General features: G+C 76.9%; 3 protein-coding genes. All 3 read left to right on the top strand.

The window, feature by feature from the left end:
* Positions 1-3 precede the first annotated feature (3 nt).
* Positions 4-20013 carry a non-ribosomal peptide synthase/polyketide synthase gene (locus ABEA77_RS18485; RefSeq protein ID WP_345648476.1) on the top strand — a complete coding sequence of 6670 codons (20010 nt, stop codon included), beginning with the start codon at positions 4-6 and terminating at the stop codon, positions 20011-20013.
* A 110-nt stretch (positions 20014-20123) separates the two neighbouring features.
* The gene (locus ABEA77_RS18480; RefSeq protein ID WP_345648473.1) at positions 20124-20327 is read left to right on the top strand and encodes an MbtH family protein; all 204 of its coding nucleotides are present in this window, start codon (positions 20124-20126) and stop codon (positions 20325-20327) included.
* A gap of 82 nt (positions 20328-20409) precedes the next feature.
* Complete coding sequence (locus tag ABEA77_RS18475) at positions 20410-20946, top strand: GNAT family N-acetyltransferase (RefSeq protein ID WP_345648470.1); 537 nt, start codon at positions 20410-20412, stop codon at positions 20944-20946.
* Positions 20947-21080 lie beyond the last annotated feature (134 nt).

The following is a 21080-nucleotide window of genomic DNA, read 5'->3' as shown; positions in this document are numbered from 1 at the left end:
ACCATGACGTCTTCGGAGCCCTCCAGGACAGAGCGCGCGCAAGCGCTGCCCGAGGAACTGCGCGAGGCCCTGCGCCGGCGGCTCGCGGGACGAGCCCCCGGCGGCGCGCCCGCCGCCGTCCCCCGCGCGGACCGCACCCGCCCGCTGCCCCTGTCCTTCGCCCAGCAGCGGCTGTGGTTCCTCGACCGGCTGCACCCCGGTGACGCCCGCTACAACAGCGCGGTCGCGGTGCGCCTCTCCGGCACCCTCGACCGCACCGCGCTGGAGCGCGCCCTCGCCGCGGTCGTCGCCAGGCACGAGGCGCTGCGCACCACCTTCGAGGAGACCGAGGGGCGGCCCGAGCAGACCGTGCACCCGGCGGGGCCCGTGCCGCTGCCCGTCAGGGACGTCACCGCGGACGGCAGGGACGAGGCGCTGCTCGCCGCGTACTCCGCCCCCTTCGACCTGGGCGCGGGGCCCCTGCTGCGGGCCCTGCTGCTGCGCGAGTCGCCCACCGCGCACATCCTGCTGCTGACGGCCCATCACATCGTCACGGACGGCTGGTCCATGGGCATCGTCCTCGACGAGCTGTGCACCGCCTACGAGGCCCTGGCGCGCGGCGGCACACCGGAGCTGCCCCCGGTCGCGACGCAGTACCCGGACTTCGCGCTCTGGCAGCGCGAACAGCTGGCAGGGGACCGGCTGGAACACCATCTCGCGTACTGGAAAGAGAAGCTGGCGGGCGCCGCGCCCGCGGAGCTCCCGCTGGACGGGCCCCGGCGGGGCGCCGAGGCGGGCGCGGGCGCCGTCCACACCTTCACCGTCCCCGCCGAACTCACCGGCGCGCTCCGCGCACTCGCCGGGCGGCACCACACCACGCTGCACACCGCCCTGGTCGCCGCCGTCCAGGCGCTGCTCGCCCGCTGGTCGGGCCAGGACGAGAGCGTTGTGGGCTCGCTGACACCCGGCCGCTCCCGTACCGACCTGGAGCGCGCGGTCGGCTTCTTCGTCAACACCGTGGTGCTGCGCACCCCGGTCCTCGCGGGCGACTGTTTCCACGACCTGCTGGCCAGGACCGCCGACACCGTGGGCGACGCGTTCGCGCACGGCGACACCCCCTTCGAGCGGGTCGTCGAGGCGGTCGGAGCGCCCCGCGAGGCGGGCCGCAACCCGCTGTTCGACGTGATGGTCCTGCTGCACCCCGACCCGCCGGCCGCCGCCGCGGCGCCGCGTGGCCTCACCCTCACCCCGGTCGCCGTGCCCCGGAGGTCCGCGACCTTCGACCTCAGCGTCGAGTTCGTACCGGACGGCGACGCCCTGACGGGGCTGCTCGAATACCGCACCGACCTGTTCGCACCCGACACCGTCCGGCGCGTGGCGGACCAGTTGCTGCGGCTGCTCGCCGCGGCTGCCGCCGCCCCCGGCAGGCCGCTCGCCACCCTGCCGCTGCTGTCCGAGCGCGAGGTACGGCAGGTCACCCGCGACTGGAACGCCGCTGCCCGCCCCGTCGACACCACCACCACGCCCCACCCGCGCCTCTTCGAGCGGCGCGCGGCCCGCACCCCCGGCGCGCTCGCCCTGGTCGCGGGCGGCGAACGGCTCGACTACGCCACCCTCAACGCCCGCGCCAACCGGCTCGCCCACCACCTCATCGGCCTCGGCGCGGGACCGGAGCGGCTGGTCGCGCTGCGGCTGCCGCGCACCGCCGACATGATCACGGCGATCCTCGCCGTGTGGAAGGCGGGCGCGGGCTACCTGCCGCTCGATACGGCCCTGCCGGCGGAGCGCGTCCGCTTCCTGCTGGACGACGCGCGCCCCGCGCTGGTCCTCGACGAGGCCGCGCTCGCCGCCGTACCCGAAGGGCTCCCGGAGAGCGACCCCACCGACGCCGAGCGGACCCGTCCGCTGCGGCCGGACAACACCGCGTACGTCATCCACACTTCGGGCTCCACCGGACGCCCCAAGGGCGTCGCCGTGGAGCACCGCGCCCTCGCGCACCTGCTCGCCGCGCACCGCGCCGGGTTCGTCGCCGAGGCGGGCGGCGGGCCGCTGCGGGTGGCGCTCACCGCTTCCTTCTCCTTCGACACGTCCCTCGAAGGCGTACTGCTGCTGGCCGAGGGCCACCCCCTGCACCTGGTGGACGAGACGACAAGGATGGACCCGGCAGCCCTGGTCGAGTACGTCGTCGACCACCGGATCGACTTCCTCGACCTCACCCCGTCCTACCTGAACCGCCTGCTGCCCGCGGGCCTGCTCACCGACCCGCGCCACCGCCCCCGGGTCCTCATGCTCGGCGGCGAGCCGATCGGCGCCGCGCTCTGGCGCGAACTCGCCGCGCACCCCGAGGTGGCCGCGTACAACTTCTACGGCCCCACCGAGTGCACGGTCGACGCGCTGTCCTGCCGGATCGACGGGGCGGACCGGCCGCTGGTCGGCCGCCCCCTGCCCCACGTCCGCGCCTACGTGCTCGACGGCAGGCTCCAGCCGGTGCCGCCCGGTGTCGGCGGCGAACTGTACCTGGCGGGCGAGCAGCTGGCCCGCGGCTACGTCCGGCGCGCAGGCCTGACGGCCGCCCGCTTCCTGCCCGACCCGTACGGCCCGCCCGGTGCCCGCATGTACCGCACCGGCGACCTGGCGCGCTGGACCGCCGACGGGCGCCTCGACCACCTCGGCCGCGCCGACGACCAGGTCAAGGTCCGCGGCCACCGCATCGAGCCGGGCGAGGTGGAGGCCGCCCTGCTCGCGCTGCCGGAGGTCGCTGCCGCCGCGGTCGTCGCGGCCCCCGACCACCGGGGCCACCTCAGGCTCGCCGCCTACGCCGTGCCCGAGCCGGGCGCCGAGGTGCCCGGCCCCGCCGCCTTGCGCGCCGCGCTGCTCCAGGTCCTGCCCGACCACATGGTGCCGTCCTCCTTCACGCCGCTCGACGCGCTCCCGCTCACCGTCAGCGGCAAGCTCGACCGCCGCGCACTGCCCGCACCCGACCCCGAAGCAGCCGGCAGGGCAAGGGAGTTCACCGCGCCGCGCACCCCGCAGGAGCGGACACTCGCCGCGATCTGGGCCGACGTGCTCGGCGTGCGCGCGGTGGGCGCCACCGACAACTTCTTCGAGCTGGGCGGCGACTCGATCCTCAGCATCCAGGCCGTCTCCCGGGCCCGCGCCGCCGGCCTCCACCTGTCCTCGCAGGACGTCTTCCGCCACCAGACCGTCGCGGGGCTCGCCGCCGCCGCCTCCCGCCGCGCCGCGCCCGTCCCCGCGCCCCGCCGCCCCCAGGACACGGGCCCAGGACCGCTCACCCCCGTCCAGGAGTGGTTCCTCGCCACGCACGGCCCGCTGCGCCGCTTCGCCATGTCGATGCTGCTGAGCCTCCCCCGCGACCTGGACGAGCGGTCCCTGACCCGCGCACTCGACGCGGTCGTCACCCAACACCCCGCGCTGCGCGCCCGGTTCATCCGCGAAGGCGACACGTGGCGGCAGCACCCGGGCGCGTGCCCCGCGACCGGGCTCCTCACCCGCCACGACGGCGCGGACGTGGCGGAGGCCGCCGAGGCGGCACGCGCGGGACTCGACCCCGAGACCGGGGCCCTGCTGCGCGCCGCGCTGCTGCCCGCGGCCGAAGGGGGCCGCCCGCGACTGTTCCTGACGGCCCATCACCTCGCTGTGGACAGCGTCTCCTGGCGCGTCCTCCTCGCCGACCTCGAACAGGCCTACCGGCGGGCCGCGGCAGGCGAGGACCCGCGCCCCGGGCCCGAGCAGACCCCGCTGACCGCGTGGGCGCGCGGACTCGCCGGGCTCGTACGCTCGGGCGGGCTCGACGCCGACCTGCCGCACTGGAGCGCGGAGGCGGCGCGGCCCCGGGCCCCGCTCCCCGTCGACCTGGCGGGCACCCCGCTCGCCGGCTCCGTGCGCACGGTGCGCGGCCGGCTGGACCCGGCCACCACCGACGCGCTGCTGCGCCGGGTGCCGGGCGTCTACCGCACCCAGGTCAACGACGTGCTGCTGAGCGCGCTCGGCCGGGTGCTCGCCGACTGGGCCGGCACCCCGCGGGTCACCGTCGCGCTCGAAGGGCACGGCCGCGAGGACCACCTCGTCGAGGGCGCCGACCTCTCCCGCACCGTCGGCTGGTTCACCAGCCAGTACCCGGTCACCCTCACCCCCGGCGGCCCGCAGGGCGCGCCCGACTGGGCCGCCACCCTGAAGTCCGTCAAGGAGGCGCTGCGCGCCGTGCCGCGGCGCGGCCTCGGGTACGAGGCGCTCGCCCGCCTCGGCTCGTCCGCGCCCGAGGCGCGAGCCCTGCGTGAACTCCCCCTGCCGCAGGTGTCCTTCACCTATCACGGGCAGTGGGAGGCCGCGGCGGGAGGGGACTTCGCCCCCGCGGGCGACGTGCCGCCGGGCGACATCGACCCCGCGGAGCCCCTCGACCACCTGCTCGACGTGTCCGCCGTGGTCGTCGGCGGCGCGCTGGAGATCACCTGGCACTACAGCGACCAGGTGCACAGGGAGCCCACCGTGCGGGCCCTCGCCGACGGCATGCTGCGGGCGCTCACCGAGGTGGCCGAGCACTGCGCGCAGCCGGGCGCGGGCGGGCGCACCCCCTCCGACTTCCCGCTCGCCGGGCTCGACCAGGCGGCGGTGGACCGCCTCGCGGGCGACGGCCGCGCCGTGGCCGACCTGCTGCCGCTCACCCCGCTCCAGGAGGGCATGCTCTTCCACCGGCTGGTGGGCGGCGCCGACGACGTCTACCTCGACCAGGCCGCCCTGCTCCTCGAAGGGGTCGCGGACCCCCGGGCGTTCGCCGCCGCCTGGCAGCGGGTCGCCGACCGCACCCCCGCGCTGCGCACCTCCGTCGTCTGGGAGGGCGTGCCCGCCCCGCTCCAGGTCGTGCACCGCCGCGTCCAGGTGCCCGTCGAGATTCTCGACTGGCGCGCGGTGGACGCCGAGGAGCGCGCCGCACGCCTGGAGCGGCTGCGCGCCGACGACCTCGCGCGCGGCCTCGACCTGGGCACGGCGCCCCTGATGCGGCTCACCCTCGTCCGGCTGCCCGACGCGCGCCTGCACCTCCTGTGGACCTCCCATCACCTGATACTCGACGGCTGGAGCATGGCCCAGGTCCTCACCGACGTGTTCGCCGAGTACGCGGCCCTCGCCGGCGGCACCGACCACACGCCGCCCGCCCGGCCGCCCTTCGGCGACTACGTGCGCTGGCTCGCCGAGCAGGACGGCGAGGCCGCGCGCGCCCACTGGCGCGACGTCCTCGACGGCTTCGCCACCCCCACCCCGCTGCCCACCGACCGCGTGCGGCCCGCCGGCCACGAGACCCGCTCCACCGCCGTGCACCCCGCGGCGCTCTCCGACGAGGTCTCCGCGCGCCTCGCCCGTACCGCACGCGCCGAGGGGCTCACCCTCGGCACCGTCGTCCAGGGCGCCTGGGCGCTGCTGCTCTCCCGGTACGCGGCCGAGCCCGACGTGCTGTTCGGGACCACGGTCTCCGGGCGCCCCGACGACCTGCCGGGCGCCGAGGACATGGTCGGCATGTTCATCAACACCCTGCCGACCCGGGTCCGCGTCACCGGGGGCCGTACCGCCGCCGACTGGCTGCGCGAGCTCCAGGAGGCGCAGGCCGAGGCGCGCCGCTTCGCCGCCGTCTCTCTCGCTGAACTGACCGGCCTGAGCGACGTGCCGTCCGGCGGCGCCCTCTTCGACAGCATGGTCGCCTTCGAGAACTACCCCTTCGACGAGGCCCGTTCGGCGAGGACCGGGGTGCGGCTCGCCGGGGTGTCCAGTCGCGACGCCACCAACTACGCACTGGTGCTGCGCGCCTACCAGGGCGAGCGGTTCGGCTTCGACCTCGCCTACGACCCCGCGCTGTTCGACGCGGCCACCGCCGCCGACCTGGCGGGGCGGCTGTGCCTGCTGCTCACGGAACTCGCCGACGACCCCGGTCGGCCGCTCGCGTCCCTCGCGCTGACCACCGCGGACGAGCGGCGGCGCATCCTCACCGAGTGGAACGGCACGGAGGAGGGCGCGCCCGCCGAGACCCTGGTGGACCTGTTCGAGGCGCAGGCCGCGCGCACCCCGCGCGCGCAGGCCGTCAGCTGCGGCGGCGACCGCCTCGACTACGCGGAACTCGACGCGCGCGCAGGCCGGCTCGCCCACCGTCTCGCCGAACTCGGCGCGCGGCCCGAGCGGTACGTCGCCCTCGCCCTGCCGCGCTCCACCGACCTCGTCGTCGCCGTGCTCGCCGTCCTCAAGACCGGCGCCGCCTACCTGCCCATGGACCCCGCGCTGCCCGCGGAACGCGTCGGACGGCTGCTCGCCGACGCCGCCCCCGTGGCCCTCGTCACCGCCGCGCCCGCCCCCGGCGGCGGTGTGCCCGTGCTGCGCCTCGACGACCCGGCGGTCCGCGCCGACCTCGCCCGCCGCCCCGCGGCAGGACCCGCGGATCCGGCGCACCGCCCGCTGCCGCAGAGCCCCGCCTACGCCATCCACACCTCGGGCTCCACCGGCCTGCCCAAGGGCGTCGTCGTCCCGCACGCCAACGTGGTCCGCCTCTTCGGCCGCACCCGGCCCTGGTTCGGCTTCGACCACACCGACGTGTGGACGATGTTCCACTCGTACGCCTTCGACTTCTCCGTCTGGGAGCTGTGGGGCCCGCTGCTGCACGGCGGCCGGCTCGTCGTCGTCCCTGAGGACACCGCGCGCTCGCCCGAGGACTTCCTGCGGCTGCTCGCCGAGGAGCGGGTCACCGTGCTCAGCCAGACCCCGTCCGCCTTCTACCCGCTGATCCGCGCCGACGCAGAACACCCCGCGACCGGTGGCCGGCTCGCCCTGCGCACCGTCGTCCTCGGCGGTGAGGCGCTCGACGTGTCCCGGCTCGCCGGCTGGTACGACCGGCACCCCGACACCGCGCCGCGCCTGGTGAACATGTACGGCATCACCGAGACCACCGTGCACGTCACCTACGCTCCCCTCGACCGCGCGGCGCTCGGCGCAGGCGCCGCGAGCCCCGTCGGCACCGGCATCCCCGACCTGCGCACCTATCTGCTCGACGACGCGCTGAACGTCGTACCGCCGGGCGCCGTCGGCGAGTTGTACGTCGCGGGGGAGGGCCTGGCCCGCGGCTATCTGCACCGGCCGGGCCTGACCGCGGCCCGCTTCCCCGCCGACCCCTTCGGCCGCCCAGGCACCCGCATGTACCGCACCGGGGACCGCGCCCGCAGGCGCGCGGACGGCACCCTGGAGTACCTGGGCCGCGCGGACCAGCAGGTGAAGGTCCGCGGCTACCGCATCGAGCCCGGGGAGATCGAGGCCGCCCTGCACGGCCACCCGGGCGTCGGCGCCGCGGCGGTCGGTGTGTACGAGGACGCCGCGGGCACCCGGCGCCTCGTGGCGCACATCGTCGGCGCAGGCGCCGCGACCCTGCCGCCGCCCGCCGCCGCGCTCCGCGCCCACCTGCGGGAACTCCTGCCCCCGCACATGGTGCCCGCCGCGTATGTGCCGATGGCGGCCCTGCCGCTCACCCCCAACGGCAAGCTCGACCGGCGCGCCCTGCCCGCGCCGGGCCCCGAGGGCTTCGCGACCGCGGCCGGCCGCACCGCGCCCCGCACCGCCGCGGAGCGGCTCGTCGCCGCCGCCTGGGCCGACGTGCTCGGCACCGGCGAGATCGCCGCCGACGACGACTTCTTCGCCCTCGGCGGCGACTCCATCCTGGCCGTCCGCGTCGTCTCCCGGCTGCGCGCCTCCTTCGGCGCGGAGATCTCACCCCGGCTGCTGTTCACCCACCCGACCCTGTCCCGCCTCGCGGACGCGCTCGGCGAGGCCTCGGGCGCCCCGGCCGGCCCGGCCGACGCCGTCCCGGCCTCCGCCCCCGGCGCCCCCGCGCCGCTCTCGCCCGCCCAGCAGCGGCTGTGGTTCCTCGACCGCTTCGAGCCGGGCAGCACCGAGTACACCACCCTCTCGGTGCTGCGCCTGACGGGGCCGCTCGACCGGGCAGCCCTGCGCACGGCCCTCGAAGGACTCGTCGCCCGGCACGAGTCCCTGCGCACCACCTTCGCGGAACAGGACGGCGGGGCACGGCAGATCGTCCACCCGCCCGCCCAGGTCGCGCTGCGCACGGAGGAGTGCGCGGACGCCGAGGCCCTCGACGCCCTCGTGGAGAGCGAGGCCGAAAGGCCCTTCGACCTCGGTGCGGGACCGCTGCTGCGCGCCCGCCTCGCCCGCCTCACCGGCCGGGACCCCGAGGAGCACGTCCTCGTCCTCGCCGTGCACCACATCGTCACCGACGGCTGGTCCATGGGCGTGCTCGGCCGCGACCTCGGCGAGCTGTACACGGCGGCCCGCGAAGGGCGCCGCCCCGAACTGCCCGCCCTGCCCGTGCGGTACGGCGACTGGGCGGCCTGGCAGCGCGCCCGCACCGCCGACGCCGACGGCCAACTCGCCTACTGGCGCCGCGTACTGGACGGCGTGACACCGTTCGAACCGCCGACCGACCGGCCGCGCCCCGCCGTACGCGGCCGCGACGGCGCCCTGGTCACCTTCACCCTGCCCGCCGCGCTCACCGACCGGCTGCGGGCGTGCGGCAGGGCGGCGGACGCGACCCTCTTCATGACACTGCTGGCGGCCTGCCAGGTCCTGCTGGCCCGCTGGAGCGGCCAGGACGACATCGCGGTCGGCACCGTCACCGCGGGCCGCGACCGGCCCGAACTCCACGACGTCGTCGGCATGTTCGTCAACACCCTCGTCCTGCGCGCCCGGGTGCGGCCCGACCTGCCGTTCCGTGCCCTGCTCGCCGAGACCCGCACCGCCGTCCTGGACGCCACCGCCCACCAGGACGTCCCCTTCGAGCGGGTCGTGGACGCCCTCGCGCCCGAGCGCGACACCAGCCGCACCCCGCTGTTCCAGGTCATGGTCGCCCTGCACAACCTCGGCGCCGAGGCGCCCGCGCTGCCAGGACTCGCCGTCGAGCCGGTGACCCCGCCGGTCCGGCACGCCTCCTACGACCTGGCCTTCGACTTCGTGGAGCGGGACGGTGCCCTCACCGGCCATCTGGAGTACGACACGGGCCTGTTCGACCGGGCCACCGCCGAGAGCCTCGCCGACCGGCTGCGGATCCTGCTGGAGGCGGCGGCCGAGGACCCGGACCGCGCCGTCGGCGCCCTGCCGCTGATGACGGGCGCCGAGGCGCAGCGCCTGCTCAGGATCGGCCGGGGCCGTCAACTGCCCCCGCCCCGCACGACCTTCCCCGCGCTCTTCGAGGCGCAGGCCGCCCGTACGCCGCACCGCACCGCGCTGGTCGCGCCCGATGCCACCCTCGACTTCGCCACCCTCAACGCGCGCGCCAACCGACTCGCCCACCACCTCATCGGCCGGGGAGCGGGCCCCGACTCCGTGGTCGCCGTCCGCCTGCCGCGCACCTCCCGCCTCCTGGTCGCCCTCCTCGCCGTGTCCAAGGCGGGCGCCGCCCTGCTCCACCTCGACCCGGAGCTGCCCGCGGAACGCGTCCGCCTCCTCATGGACGACGCGCGCCCCGCGCTGGTCCTCGACGAGGCCGCGCTCGCCGCCGTACCCGAAGGACTCCCCGCGACCGACCCCACCGACGCGGAGCGCACCCGGCCGCTGCGGCCCGCCGACACCGCGTACGCCGTCTACACCTCGGGCTCCACCGGACGCCCCAAGGGCGTCGCCGTGGAACACCGGCAGCTGGTCAACCTCTGCCTCGACCACCGCGCCTCCCTCGTCGAACCCCACACCGAAGGGGGCGCCCGGCTGCGGGCCGCGCTCAGCGCGTCCTTCTCCTTCGACACCTCCTGGGAGGGGCCGCTGCTCCTCGCCCTCGGGCAGCAGGTCCACCTGATCGACGACGACACCCGCCTCGACCCCGAGGCGTTCTGCGCCCAGGTCGACAGGGAACGCCTCGACCTGGTCAACGTCACCCCCACCTTCCTGCGCGAACTCCTCGCCGCAGGACTCCTCGCACCCGGCCGCCACCATCCGCGGCTTTTGCTCGTCGGCGGCGAGCCGCTCTCCGCGCCCGCCTGGCGCGAACTGGTCGCGGCCCACCGCGCACACGGCACCGCCGTGTACAACATGTACGGCCCCACCGAGTGCACCGTCGACGCGGTCTACGGCCCGTGCGCCGAAAGCCCGGGGCGCCCGGTCATCGGCCGCCCCGGCGGTGGACTGCGCGCGTACGTGCTCGACGGCGCACTGCGTCCTGTGCCGCCCGGCACACCGGGCGAGCTGTACCTCGCGGGCGCGCAGGTGGCCCGCGGCTACCTGAACCTGCCGGGCCTGACCGCCGCCCGCTTCCTGCCCGACCCGTTCGGGCCGCCGGGGGAGCGGATGTACCGCACGGGCGACCTGGCCCGCTGGGACGACGCGGGGCTGCTCGCCTTCCTCGGCAGGGCCGACGACCAGGTCAAGATCCGCGGCTTCCGCATCGAGCCGGGCGAGGTGGAGGCCGCCCTGCTCGCCCTGCCGGAGGTCGCAGACGCCGCGGTGGGCGCACGCGAGCACGCCGGCCGCCCGGCGCTGGTCGCCCACGTGGTGGCCGCGCCCGGCCGGGAGCTGTCGGCGGACGGCCTGCGGCTGCGGCTGCGGCATACCCTGCCCGACCACCTGGTGCCGACCGTGTTCGTCCCGCTGGAGCGCATACCGCGCACCGCGGGCGGCAAGACCGACAGGCGCGCCCTGCCCGACCCGCCGGCGCGCCCGGAGGGCGGCGCGGCGTACGTCGCCCCCGCCGCGGGCACCGAGGAGCGCATCGCCGCCATCTGGGCCGACGTGCTCGGCGTCGAACGCGTCGGCGCCCGCGACAACTTCTTCGCGCTGGGCGGCGACTCCATCCTCAGCATCCAGATCGTCTCGCGCGCCCGCCAGGCCGGGATCGCGCTGAGCGCGAAGGACGTCTTCCGGCACCAGACCGTCGCCGAACTCGCCCTGCGCGCCGCCGAAACGGCCCCGGGGCACCCCGGTACGCGCGAGGATCCCGTCGGCCCCGCGCCGCTCACCCCGATCCAGCACTGGTACCTGGAGGGCCGCCGCCCCGGCGGCCTGCCGCGCTTCACCATGACCCAGCGCTTCGCGCTGCCCCCCGGCACCGGCGCCGAGGCACTCGGCCGGGCCGCCGACGCCGTCGTGGCACGGCACCCGGCGCTGCGCACCCGCTTCACGCGCACCGGCGCGGGCTGGCACCAGGAGGTGCTGCCCGCGGCGCCCGGCACCGTCCTCAGCCGGCACGACCTCACCGGGCTCGACGACGCGGGTGCCGAGGCGGAGGCCCACCGGCTCACCGACCGCGCCCAGGCCGGACTCGACCCGGAAACCGGCCGGGTCGTCCGCTTCCTGCTCCTCGAAAGGGGCCCAGTGCGCCCAGCCCAACTCATCATCACCGCACACCACTTGGTGATCGACGGGGTCTCCTGGCGCATCCTGCCCGCCGACCTGGCCGCCGCCCACGGGGCGGCCGCGGCCGGCCTGCCCGCCGGCCTGCCGCCCGCCGGCACCGCCCCCGGCCGCTGGGCGGCCCGCCTCGCGGAACACACCCGCGCCGGCGCCTTCGACGCCGACCTCGCCCACTGGCTGCGCACCGCCGAGGCCCCGGCAGAACTGCCCGCGGGCCGGCCGGGTCCCGACACGTACGGCACCTCCGCGACCGTCACCACCACCCTGGACGCGGAGACGACCGGCGCCCTGCTGCGCCGGGTCCCCGAGGTCTACCGCACCCAGGTGGCCGACGTCCTGCTCAGCGCCCTCGGCCGCACCCTCGCCCGGTGGTGCGGCCGGGACACCGTGCTGATCGGCGTCGAGGGGCACGGGCGCGAGGACCTCTTCACCGACGTGGACCTGTCCCGCACGGTGGGCTGGTTCACCGCCGAGTACCCGCTCGCGCTGCGCGTCGACCCCGGCGCGCCCTGGCGCGCCACGCTCCGCTCGGTCAAGGAGCAGCTGCGGGCCGTACCGCACCGCGGCCTGAGCCACGGTGCCCTGCGCCACCTGCTGCCCGGGAGCCCGCTCGTCGGCTCGCCCGCCCCCCGGGTCGGCTTCAACTACCACGGCCAGTGGGACGCGGGCGGCGGCAGCGGTGAGGGCCTGCTGCGCGGCGCGCTCGCCCCGACCGGCCGCGACACCGACCCCGAAACGCCGCGCCCCTACACCCTGGACATCACGGGGGTCGTGCAGCACGGGCGGCTCGAACTCGGCTGGACCTACCCGGCCCGCGTCCACGACGAGGCCACCGTCCGGGCCCTCGCCGAGGACATGGCGGCGGCGCTTAGGGAGATCGCGGCCCACTGCGCGGAGCCCGGCGCGGGCGGCCGCACGCCTTCGGACTTCCCCCTCGCGGGCCTCGGGCAGGAGAGCCTCGACCGGCTCGTCGGTGACGGGCGGCACGTCGAGGACGTCCTGCCGCTCACCCCGCTCCAGTCCGGGATGCTCTTTCACTCCCTGGTGGACGCCGAGGGCGCCTACTTCGACCGGATCGCGGTACGGCTGGCCGGGGTTGCGGACCCTGAGGCGTTCGCCACCGCGTGGCAGCAGGTCGCCGACCGGACCCCCGCGCTGCGCACCAGCGTGCACTGGCGCGACCTGCCGCACCCGGTCCAGGTGGTGCACCGCCGCGCCGACCTGCCCGTACGCCACCTGGACTGGCGCACACTCACGCCCACGCGGCAGGCGGAGCACACCGAGCGGCTCCTCGCCGAGGACAGGGCCGAGCCTCTCGACCTCACCACCGCGCCGCTGACCCGGCTCGCCCTGGCCGCGCTCCCCGGCGACGAGGTGCTGCTGCTGTGGTCCACCCACCACATCGCGCTCGACGGCTGGAGCACAGGACAGCTCCTCACCGAGGTGTGCGAGCGCTACGCGGCGCTCACCGGGGGCCCGCAGGCCACGCCGTCGGCCCGGCGGCCGTTCGCGGACTTCGTGCGCTGGCTCGGCGAGCAGGACGAGTCGGCCGCCGAGCGCCACTGGGCGGGCGCGCTTGCCGGGTTCGCCGCCCGCACCCCGCTGCCGTACGACAGGGCGCCGGGCCGTGCGCACCGCGCCCGCGCCACCGCCCTCGTACGCCACGAGCTGGACGAGGCGGTGTCGGGGCGGCTGCGGCGGGCCGCGGCCGGCGCGGGACTGACCGTCAACACCCTTGTGCAGGCGGCCTGGGCGCTGCTGCTCGGCCGCTGCGGCGGCCGGGACGACGTGGTCTTCGGCACCACCGTGTCCGGGCGCCCGGCCGAACTGCCGGGCGTGGAAGGCATGATCGGGATGTTCATCAACACCGTGCCCACCCGGGTCCCGCTGCCGGACGGCGGCGTGCTGCCCTGGCTGCGCGGTGTGCAGGAGGCGCAGAACGAGGCCCGCGGCTTCGACCACCTCGCCCTGCCCCGGATCCAGGCGCTCACCGAAGTGCCGCAGGGCGAAGCCCTGTTCGACAGCATGGTGGTGTTCGAGAACTACCCCGTCGACGAGTCGGCGGCGGCCCGTACCGGCGTGCGGGTGGCCGGGGTGCGGGCCGACGACGCGGCCACGTTCCCCTGGTGCCTGCGCGCCCACCTCGCGGAGCGCCTCGGCTTCGACCTGGCCTACGACCCCGCGCTGTTCGACCCGGCGACCGTCGAGCGCGCCGTGGCGCGCTTCTCCGGGGTACTGACCGCGTTCGCGGACGGCCTCGACGGCGACCTGGACGATCTGGACGCGCTCGCCCCCGAAGACCGGCGGCTGCTCGCGTCCTGGGACGTCCCGGCCCGCGCGGCGGAGCCGCGCAGTCCCGTGGACCTCTTCGCCGAGCAGGCCCGCCGTACCCCGGACGCGGTCGCCGTGCACGACGGCGCCACGGTACTGACCTACCGTCAGCTCGCCGAGTGGGCGGGCCGGCTCGCGGCCCGGCTGGTGGCGGGCGGCCTCGCCCCCGAAGACCGGGTCGCCCTGCTGATGGAGCGCTCCGCCGCGCTCGTCGCCGCGCAGCTCGCGGTGGTCGCGGCGGGCGGTGCCTATGTGCCCGTCGACGTCCGGGCTCCCGAGGAGCGGCGCCGGGTGCTGCTCGCGGCCGCGGGCGCCGGCGTCGTGCTCACCGCCGCCGAGGCCGAGGCCTCCCGCGCCGGCAGCGGCGGGCCGCGGCCCCCGCTGCCGCCGGCCGACCCGGACCTGCTCGCGTACGTGATGTTCACCTCGGGCTCCACAGGACGCCCGAAGCCGGTGGCCGTGCGCCACCGCGACGTGGCCGCGCTCGCCACCGACAGCCGCTTCGCGGGCGGCGTGTGCGACCGGGTGCTGCTGCACTCCCCGGTGGCGTTCGACGCGGCCACCTTCGAGGTGTGGGCGCCGCTGCTGTCCGGCGGCCGCGTCGTCGTCGCGCCGCAAGGCGGTGTCGACGCGGCCCTGGTGCGACGGCTCGTGGGGGAGGGGCTGACCGCGCTGTGGCTGACGGCCGGGGTGTTCAGGCTGCTCGCCCAGGACGCGCCGGAGTGCTTCGCCGGACTGCGGCAGCTGTGGACGGGCGGCGACGTGGTCCCCGCCGCGGCCGTGCGCCGGGTCCTTGCCGCCTGCCCCGGGCTCGCCGTCGTCGACGGCTACGGGCCCACCGAGACCACCACCTTCGCCACGTCCCGCGCGTTCACCGACCCTGCGGCCGTCCCGGACCCCGTGCCCATCGGCCGGCCCCTCGACGACATGCGCGCGCACGTGCTGGACGGCAGGCTGCGACCCGTGCCGCCGGGCGGCACGGGCGAGCTGTACCTCTCCGGCGAGGGCGTGGCCCGCGGCTACCTCGGCCGCCCCGGCGACACCGCGGCCCGCTTTCTCGCGCACCCCGCGGGTCCGCCCGGCGCCCGCATGTACCGCACCGGGGACCTGGCACGCCGACTGCCTGACGGGACCGTGGAGTTCCTCGGCCGCGCGGACGACCAGGTCAAGATCCGCGGTTTCCGGGTGGAGCCGGGCGAGATCGAGGCCGTGCTCGCCACGCACCCCGGGGTCGCGGACGCGGCGGTGCTGGCCCGCGAGGACCACCCGGGCACCAGGCGGCTTGTCGCCTACGTCGTCGGCCCCGCGGGCCAGGACCCCTCGGCGCTGCGGGAGTTCGCCGGGGCGTCCCTGCCGGACTACCTGGTGCCCACCGACGTCGTCCCCCTCGGCGCCCTGCCGCTCAGCGCCAACGGCAAGGTCGACCGCGCCGCGCTCCCGGCGCCCGCGGCACCGCGCGACAGCGGGCGCACCGCGCCGCGCACCGCGGCCGAGCGCCGGGCCACCGAGGTCTTCGCGGAGGTGCTCGGCATCGAACCGCCGGGCGCCGATGACGACTTCTTCACGCTCGGCGGCGACTCCATCCTCAGCATCCGGCTCGCCGCGCGCCTCTCCGCCGCCCTCGGCGCCGACTTCACCCCCCGGGACGTCCTCACCCGCCCCACCCCCGCGGGGCTCGCCGCGCTCCTCGCGGAGCAGCGGGAGGCCGCGCGCCCGCCCATCGTCCCGGTGGCGCGCGACGGGGCCGCGCCGATGTCCTTCGCCCAGCAACGCCTCTGGTTCCTTGAGGAGTTCGCACCGGGCAGCGCCGAGTACGTCACCGCGCTCGCGCTGCGCCTGCACGGCCCCCTCGACTCCGGCGCGCTCACCACGGCCCTCACCGCGCTCGCCGCGCGGCACGAGTCGCTGCGCACCACCTTCGACAGCGTCGACGGCCACGGCGTGCAGCTCGTCCACCCGCCGCGCCCCGTACCGCTGCCGCCGCACGACCTGTCGGCGCTCCCGGAGGCCGACCGCGGCCCCGCCCTGCGCGCCCTGCTGGCCGAGGAGCGCGAGCGCCCCTTCGACCTGCGCACGGGTCCGCTGCTGCGCGCCCGCCTGGTCCGGCTCGCCACCGACGACCACGTGCTCACCCTCGCCCTGCACCACATCGTCACCGACGGCTGGTCCACCTCGGTCCTGCTCGGCGACCTGGCCCACCTCTACCGGGCCGAACTCGGGGCGGACGGCGGCGAACTGCCGCCCCTGCCCGTGCAGTACGCCGACTATGCGCACTGGCAGCGCACCCTGGACACGGCCCCTGCGGAGGCCCAACTCGCCTACTGGAAGCGGCAGCTGGCCGACACCCCGCCCCTCGACCTGCCCACTGACCGGCCGCGGCCCGCCGTGCGCACCAGCAACGGCGCCACCACCGGCCTGGTCGTGCCCGCAGGCACCGCCGCCCGGCTGACCCGGCTCGCCAGGGAGCACGGCACGACACTGTTCACCACGCTGGTCGCCGCCGTACAGGCCTACCTGGCCCGGCTCACCGGCGAGCGGGACATCGCCGTCGGCACGGTCACCTCGGGGCGCGAACGGGCCGAGGTCCAGCGGCTCGTCGGGTTCTTCGTCAACACGCTCGTGCTGCGTTCCCGCGTCGAGGACGGCAGGCCGTTCACCGACTTCCTCGCCGCCGTCCGGCACACGGTCCAAGGCGCCTTGGCCCACCAGGACGTGCCCTTCGAACGGGTCGTGGACGAGGTGCGGCCGGTGCGGGACGCCGCCCGCAGCCCCCTCTTCCAGGTCATGGTCGTCCTGCAGAACGCCCCGGAAGCGGGGCTCGACCTGCCGGGCCTGCGCGTCGAGGACGTCGACAGCGACACCCGGCAGGCCGCGTTCGACCTCACCGTCGAATTCGCCGAGGCGCACGACGGCACCCTGGGCGGCCTGCTCACCTACAACACCGACCTGTTCGACGCGGCCACCGCCGAGCGCCTCGCCACCCGGCTCGGCACCCTGCTCGCCGCCGTCGCCGACGACCCGTCCCGCCCGGTGGGCGCCCTGCCGCTGGTCCCGGGCGGCGACTCGCGCGCCCTGCTCCGTCCGGGCCTCGGCGACGCCCCGGCCCCGCCGGAGGCCACCCTGCCCGAGCTGTTCGAGCGGCAGGCGGCCCGCACCCCGGACGCGGTCGCGCTCGCGGACGGCGACCGGGAGGTCACCTACGCCGAACTCGACCGGGCGGCCAGCAACTTCGCGCGCCGCCTCGTCCGGGACGGCGTGGGGCCCGAGCGCACGGTCGCTGTCGCCCTGCCCCGCTCGGCCGCCACCGTGGTGGCCCAGCTCGCCGTCGCCAAGGCGGGCGGCGCCTTCCTGCCGGTCGACCCCGCATACCCGCGGCAGCGGCGGGAGTTCATGATCCGCGACGCGGGGGCCCGCCACACCGTCGACGACCCGGCACAGGTGTGGGCGGCCGAAGGGCCAGGCACCCCCCTCACCGACGCCGACCGCACCGCCCCCCTGGTCCCCGCCCACCCGGCCTACGTCATCTACACCTCGGGCTCCACCGGCACCCCCAAGGGCGTGGTGGTCACCCACCGGGGCCTCGCCTCCTTCGCCGCCGCGGCCCGCGAGCACTACGCGGCGGGCCCCGGCGACCGGGTGCTCCAGTTCGCCTCACCCAGCTTCGACGCCTCCGTGCTGGAGCTGTGCACCTCCCTGCTCGCAGGCGCCACCCTGGTCACGGGCGAGGAGGGCCCGCTCGTCGGGGAGCGGCTCGCGGAGGTGCTCGCCGGGCGGCGCGTCAGCCACACGCTCATCCCGCCGGCCGCGCTCGCCACCCTCCCCGCGGGGACGGCGGCCCGCCTGCCCGCGCTGCGCACCCTGATCGTCGGCGCCGAGGCCTGCCCCGCCGACCTGGTCGAGGAGTGGGCGCCCGGCCGCCGGATGATCAACTCCTACGGCCCCACCGAGGCCACCGTCGTCGCGAGCTGGAGCGGCCCCCTCGCCCCCGCCGCGGGAGCACCGCCCATCGGCGGCCCCTCGGGCGCCACCCGGCTGTACGTGCTCGACGCGGCCCTGCGCCCCGTGCCGTCCGGCGTCATCGGCGAGCTGTACGTGGCGGGCCCCGGCCTCGCCCGCGGCTACCTCGGCCGCCCCGGGCTGACCGCGCGGCACTTCCCCGCCGACCCGTTCGGCGCGCCGGGGGAGCGCATGTACCGCACCGGGGACCGGGCGCGCTGGACCACCGGGGGCCAACTCGTCTACGCGGGCCGCACCGACGACCAGGTCAAGCTGCGGGGCTTCCGCATCGAGCCGGGGGAGACGGAGAGCGCCCTGCGGCGCAGCCCCCTGGTGCGGGACGCCGCCGTCGTCGTACGCGCAGAAGGACCGCGCGGAGAGCGGGCCACCGCCCGGCTCGTCGCGTACGTCGTCCCGGCGGACGCGCCCCCGGACGCGGCGGCGGGCCCGGTGGACGCGTCGGGACGGGCGGACGCGCCCTCTGACGCGGCGGCGGGCCCGGTGGAGGGAGCGCCGGGACGGCTGCCCGTGGCGGAGCTGCGCGCGCACCTCGCGGGGCTGCTCCCCGCCCACCTGGTGCCCGCGCTGTTCGTGCCGCTCGCCCGGCTGCCGCTCACCCCGAACGGCAAGCTCGACCGGCGCGCCCTGCCGGCGCCCGTACCCGCCGACGACGACGGCAGGCCGTACACCGCGCCCCGCACCGACACGGAGCGCCAGATCGCCAGGATCTGGTCCGACGTCCTCGGCGTGACCGGCGTCGGCACAGAAGACAACTTCTTCGCCCTGGGCGGCGACTCCATCCTCAGCATGCAGGTCGTCTCCCGGCTGCGGCGCGCGGGCCTCCACCTGGCCACCCGCGACCTCTTCACCCATCAGACGCTCGGCGCGCTCGCCGGCGTCGTGCGCACCGCGCCGCGCCGGCACACCGACGCCCCGGTCTCGGGCGAGGTGCCGCTCACTCCCATCCAGGAGTGGTTCCTGACCACCCCGCGCGCCGCCCACCACCACTTCAACCAGTCGGCGCTGCTCGAACTCGAAGCCGGCGCCGACCCCGAGGCCCTCGCCACCGCCCTGCGCGCCCTGCTCGACCACCACGACGCACTGCGCATGTGCTTCACCGAAGACGCCGGCGGCTGGCGGCAGTTCAACCCGCCGCCCGCCGGCGACGGCTACCGCGCGGGCCCAGGGCCTCTTCTGGTCAGGCACGATCTGTCGGGTCTTACCGCGGACGACGCGGACGCGGCCATGGAGAAGGCCGCCGACGAACTGCACGCGGGCTTCGACCTGGCCCGCGGCCCGCAGCTGCGGGCCGCCCTGTTCACCGGCGGTCCGGGACGCCCGCCGTTCCTGCTGCTCGTCGCGCACCACCTGGTCGTGGACGCGGTCTCCTGGCGCATTCTCACCGACGACCTGGAGACCGCCTACCGGCAAGCCCGCCAGGGAGCGGCCGTCGACCTGGGGGAGCGCTCCACCAGCTTCCGCGACTGGGCCCGCGCCCTGTCCGCGCACGTCGCGGGCGGCGGCCTCGACCACGAACTGCCCCACTGGCAGGAGGCGGTGAGGACCGCGCCCGCCCCGCAGGACGGCGCGCCCGAGGACGGCGGCGCGGCCCCGGCCGCGGCGGTCGGCGTCGAACTGGACGAGCAGGACACCCGCGCCCTGCTGCGCGCGGCGCCCACGGCGTACCGCACCCGCATCAACGACGTGCTGCTCGCCGCCCTCGCCCTCGCCCTGGCCCGCTGGAGCGGCCAGGAGAGGGTACGGCTCGACCTGGAGGGCCACGGCCGCGAGGACCTGCTGGACGGCGTCGACCTGTCGCGCACGGTCGGCTGGTTCACCAGCGTCCACCCCGTGGCCCTCCGGGTCGGCGACCCCGGTCGGCTCGACGCGGACCGCGACTGGCGGGCCCTGGTGAAGGCGGTCCGCCGCCAGCTGCGCGCCGTGCCGGGGGGCGGCGTCGGCTTCGGGGCCCTGCGGACCTTCGGCGGGCCCGACGTCCGCGAGAGCCTCGGCGCGGGCGCCCACGGGCAGGTCGTGTTCAACTACCTCGGCCAGTGGGACGCCGGGCCTGGGCCGTCCGGGGGCGGGCTGATCCGCGCCCAGCACGGCTCCCTCGGCCTCGACCACGACCCCAGGGACGGCGGCTCGCACCCCCTGGAGGTCGTCGGCGCCGTCCAGGGGGGCCGGCTCGCCTTCACCTGGCACCACCGCCCCGCCCTGCACGACACGGCGGAAGTGCGGCGGGTGGCCGAGGAGTTCGCCCAGGCCCTGCGGTACATCGCCCGGCACGCGAGGGGCGGGCGGTGACCGCCCCGCGCGCGGCGGCCAGGCGCCGCACCGCCAGGGGGCCGCGCGCCCCGACCCGCCGCCTCGGCCCCGGCACCCGCGCGACCCCACCCATCACGAAGGAGTACGTCATGGACGAGAACACCCGCTACCAGGTGCTGCGCAACGACGAGGAGCAGTACTCGCTGTGGCCCGTCGACATCGAGGTCCCCGCGGGCTGGGAGCCCGTCGGCAAGGAGGGCACCGAGGCCGAGTGCAGCGCCTACGTCGACGAGGTGTGGACCGACATGCGTCCCCGCAGCCTGCGCGAGCGCATGGAGAACACCGGTTCCTGAGCGCCCTCGCCCCCGGGGCGGCGGGCCAGGCCCGCCGCCCCGCCCCCGTCTCCAGTGTCGCGTTCACCCCGAGGAGCACGTCATGACCCCCGAACTGCACTCCGAGCGCCTGCGGTTCCTCCCGTACAGGCCCGAGGACGAGGACCACTTCGTGGCGCTGCTGCGCGACGAGGAGGTCTGCCGCTGGATGGGCCAGGACCTGGTGCCGGAGCCCGAGGTCCGGGTCCTGTTCCGCACGATCCTGACCGAGGTGTACCCGCGGCGCCTCTTCGACGTCTGGGGCCTGTGGCACGCGGGCGCGTACGTCGGCCACGCCGAGGTCAAGAAGACCGGCAACGTCGCAGGCCACGAGCTGGTCACCGCGCTCGTCCCGGCCCACTGGGGCCGCGGCCTCGGCCGCGAGGTGGTCCGCACCCTGCTGCGCCACGCCGCGGAGAACCTGGGTCTGACCGAGGCGTACGGCATGGTCGGCGCGGAGAACAGGGCCAGCCTCGCGATGTGCGAGCGGCTGGGCTTCCGCCATGTGCGGGATGTCAAGGGCGACGACGGGACGGTGACCAGGATGCTGGTCGTGCCGACCGCGGCGGCGGCCGCCCAGGAGGAGGGCGCCGGGGCGTGAGGGCGCCGGGAGGTGGGGCGCAGGGGCCCGGGGGCGCCGGGAGGTGATGCGGGTCGTCCGCCGCGCGCGCGTACCGCCGGCGCCGTGACGCGAACGGATGTCCCCGGACGGCGCGTGCGTGCGGGGGCGTTCAG

The organism is Streptomyces tremellae, assembly GCF_039540215.1.
GTDB classification, from domain to species: Bacteria; Actinomycetota; Actinomycetes; order Streptomycetales; family Streptomycetaceae; genus Streptomyces; species Streptomyces tremellae.
This window is presented reverse-complemented; position numbering and strand designations above follow the sequence as displayed.